This window comes from uncultured Veillonella sp., from assembly GCF_934190855.1.
In the GTDB taxonomy this organism is placed as follows: domain Bacteria; phylum Bacillota; class Negativicutes; order Veillonellales; family Veillonellaceae; genus Veillonella.
In genome coordinates this window covers 1-3,552 of record NZ_CAKPTN010000166.1, presented here as the reverse complement: position 1 = coordinate 3,552, position 3,552 = coordinate 1, and the positions used below count along the sequence as shown (strand labels likewise).

Sequence of the window (3,552 nt, the reverse complement as noted above, 5' to 3'; positions counted from 1 at the left end):
AAAAGCAGCGTGATGAAGAGCGTTTAGCTGGTCATTTACGTCTATTAGAAGAGCAATTAAAAACAGCTCGCCGCGAATTAGATGAAACATCTATGCGTATTAGCGAATTGGAAGCTACACAAAAAGGCGAAGAGCAACAATTACGCATTTTAAATCAATTGATTCAAGATGAAAGTGCTCAACTAGTAGAGAAAGAATCTAAACTAGCAGAGTTAGAGGCTAATTATAAAAAAGCTGTTGAAGATGTAAGTGCAGAGCAAGCAAAGTTCCAATCCTTACAATCTAATCGTGAGGCCTTTGAGCAACGCCAATTAGAGGTTGTCAGTGCCATCGAAACGGCAAAGGCTAGTATTCGTAGCTTAGAAGCACGTAAGGTAGAGTCTACAAAACAATGTGACGTTTTAAAAGCTGAAATAGCTCAAGTAGATAGCGAACTACAAGCAGCACGCGCTGAATATGAAGCATTAGGACAAAAGTTTAATGCTATTTCTGCACAACGACAAGCCCTCGTTGATGGCGGCAAAGAAGCAGTTATACAAGCTCGTGATGAACGCAAAGAGTTACAAAAACTTCGTACCCAAGAACAACGTGCAAAAGGCCGTTTAGAGCTCTTAGCTCAATGGGAAGAACAACATGAAGGTTACTTAGAAGGAACTAAGAATATCCTAAATGGAAAAGGCTCTTGGCGCGAACAGATTACAGGAGCCGTAGGGGATCTCTTTACGGTAGAAGATAAATATACTACGGCTATTGAAACGGCATTAGGTGGTAGTGTCAACCACGTTGTGACTACTACAGCTCGCGCAGCAGCTGAGGGTGTAAATTACTTGAAATCTATTCAAGGTGGTCGCGTAACCTTCTTGCCGATGGATTCTGTAAAAGGAAAACCTTATGATACACCAGCGTTACGTGAAAGTTGTGTTATAGGTACCGCTGTTGACTGTATTTCTTTTGATAATAAGTACGCTCATATCTTCCAATATTTATTAGGCCGTACGTTAGTCGTATCCTCTATGGATGAGGCTATTGGATTACAGAAAAAATATAATCAACAATTGCGCATCGTAACCCTTACAGGGGAGCAATTCCAACCGGGTGGTTCTTTAACAGGTGGTGCTACAAAGCGCAAGCGTGCCTCCGTATTGAGCCGTAAGGAAGAGGCTACTAGTCTTGAACAAGAGCTTGTACAAATTGAAGAACAAATCCGTTCTTTAACAGTTAGCCTAGAAAATCTAGAAAAACGGGTTGAAGAGGCTGAAAAAGAACGAGCTACCCTTGATGAAAACTACCAACATACTAATTTACTCTATGTGGCTAGTGAAACAAAGGTACAAAATATACAAAATCAAATGGATCGTAAAAAACGTGTTCTTTCTGAAGAGGAACAACGATTAGTACAGATCGATATTGATTTAGCTACTACAATGGCTAACTTGAAAGACCAAGAAACAGCATTGGCCTCTTTGCAAGAAGACCACGGTGTAGATGGTAATCAAGGGGCTTTGATGGAGCGTTTAACTGTATTACAAAAGGTACAGCAAGAGGCCTATGAAGCTTTCACAGAAGCTCGCCTCACTTGTGATACACTGCGACAAACTATTAAGGAACGTGAAACGCAGCGGGAACAACGCAATCAATCTATTGCTAGTATTGTAGAGCGCTTAACACCGTTACGTAATTTGCTAATTAGCACTACACAACGCTATGAAGAGGAATTACCGAAGGCTAAAGAGCTAGCAGACCAAGAACTAGCTGCAGTTAAAGCAGAGGTTGAACGTCTAGGTGCCCTACGCGATGAAGCTTATGATAAAACATCTACAGGTCGTGAGGAATTGGAAGCTATTCTTAGCGAGCAGGACCGATTGAATCAACGTTATAAAGTGGTTCAAAGTCGCCTCGTTGATATGGAAGGTAAGATTACTCGTTATCGCATGGACTGTGAACGTTTTGTAGAAGAGTTACAAGAGCTAGGCTTTACATTGGAAGATGCACAAGCCCTTCGCATAGAAGGTTCTGTTAACGATTGGAAGGATGAGCAAGCTCGTTTAATGGCAGAAATTACTGAGCTGGGCCCAGTGAATCCTAATGCTGTTGAGGAATACGAAGAAACAAAAGCGCGTTACGATTTCTTAACTACACAGTTAGCAGATTTAGATACGGCGAAGGAGCAATTGCAAGCTGTTATTGCTGAAATGGATAAGGCTATGAGTACACAGCTATACGATGTATTAGATGTGGTTGGTCGCAGATTCCAAGAGGTATTTAGCCAATTGTTCGGTGGTGGTACGGCCCAAATTGTACTGACAGATCCAGATAATATTTTGACCGGTGGCATTGACTTTTACATTCAGCCACCAGGAAAGAAACGTCAACAATTGACATTGTTATCCGGTGGTGAACGGGCTCTTACCGTTATTGCTTTATTATTCTCATTCCTCGACTATCGTCCGGCTCCATTCTGTGTGCTTGACGAAGTTGACGCAGCCCTTGATGAAGCTAATGTAGAACGATTTAGCTCTTACCTAAATCGGGTAAATAAAGAAACACAATTTATCGTAGTATCACACCGTAAAAAAACGATGGAAGCTGCCGAAGTATTACAAGGGGTAACCATGGTTGAACGGGGCGTATCTCGATTATTAACAGTAGCATTTGAAGATGTGAAGGAGGATCTCGCATAATGGCATTCGGATTCTTTAATAAAATTAAAGAGGGCTTAGAAAAAACTCGTAAGTCCTTTGTAAAAAATGTAGAGACAGTTATCATTGGTTATGCAGAAATTGATGATGATTTCTTAGATGATTTAGAAGCAGTTATGCTTACTAGTGACCTTGGTCCTAAAACGACAGAATACTTGATGAAAGAAATTCGTCGTGGTGTAACAGAAGGTATTATCAACAATACTGGTGATGTAATGCCATTTATGGAAGACCGCATTACAGAAATGCTCGTAGACCAAGAGGATGAAATTACACTTCACCATCCAGAGGTTATCCTTGTTGTGGGTGTAAACGGCGTTGGTAAAACAACAACTATCGCTAAATTGGCTAACTACTATACTAAAGAAGGTAAAAAGGTTATCATTGCTGCAGGTGATACATTCCGTGCCGCTGCAGCTGACCAATTATCCATTTGGGCTGATCGCGTAGGTGTGCCTATCGTTAAACATAAAGAGGGCGCTGATCCAGCAGCCGTTGTATACGATGCTATGGAAGCGGCAAAAGCTCGTAATGCAGACCTTGTTATCGTCGATACTGCAGGTCGTCTACACACTAAAGTTAATCTTATGGAAGAACTTAAGAAGATGGGCCGCGTAGCTAATAACCACGTAGAAGGGGCACCGCATCAAACATTGCTCGTTCTCGATGGTACGACAGGTCAAAATGCAGTAAGCCAAGCTAAATTATTTGGTCAAGCAGTACCAGTAAATGGTATTGTGGTGACTAAACTTGATGGTACAGCAAAAGGTGGCGTAGTTATCTCTATTAAAGAGGAACTAGGCGTACCAGTGCGCTGGATTGGCGTTGGCGAAGGCATGGATGACTTACGTCC

The 3,552-nt window shown here is 41.7% G+C and carries 2 protein-coding genes; both read left to right on the top strand.

What is annotated here, in order from left to right; all coding sequences use genetic code 11:
• On the top strand, positions 1-2,681 hold a 2,681-nt coding region (gene smc / locus Q0F90_RS08160; RefSeq protein WP_296004628.1), incomplete at its 5' end, for a chromosome segregation protein SMC.
• On the top strand, positions 2,681-3,552 hold an 872-nt coding region (gene ftsY, locus Q0F90_RS08155; protein WP_296004625.1), incomplete at its 3' end, for a signal recognition particle-docking protein FtsY. The genes smc and ftsY, both read left to right, overlap by 1 nt.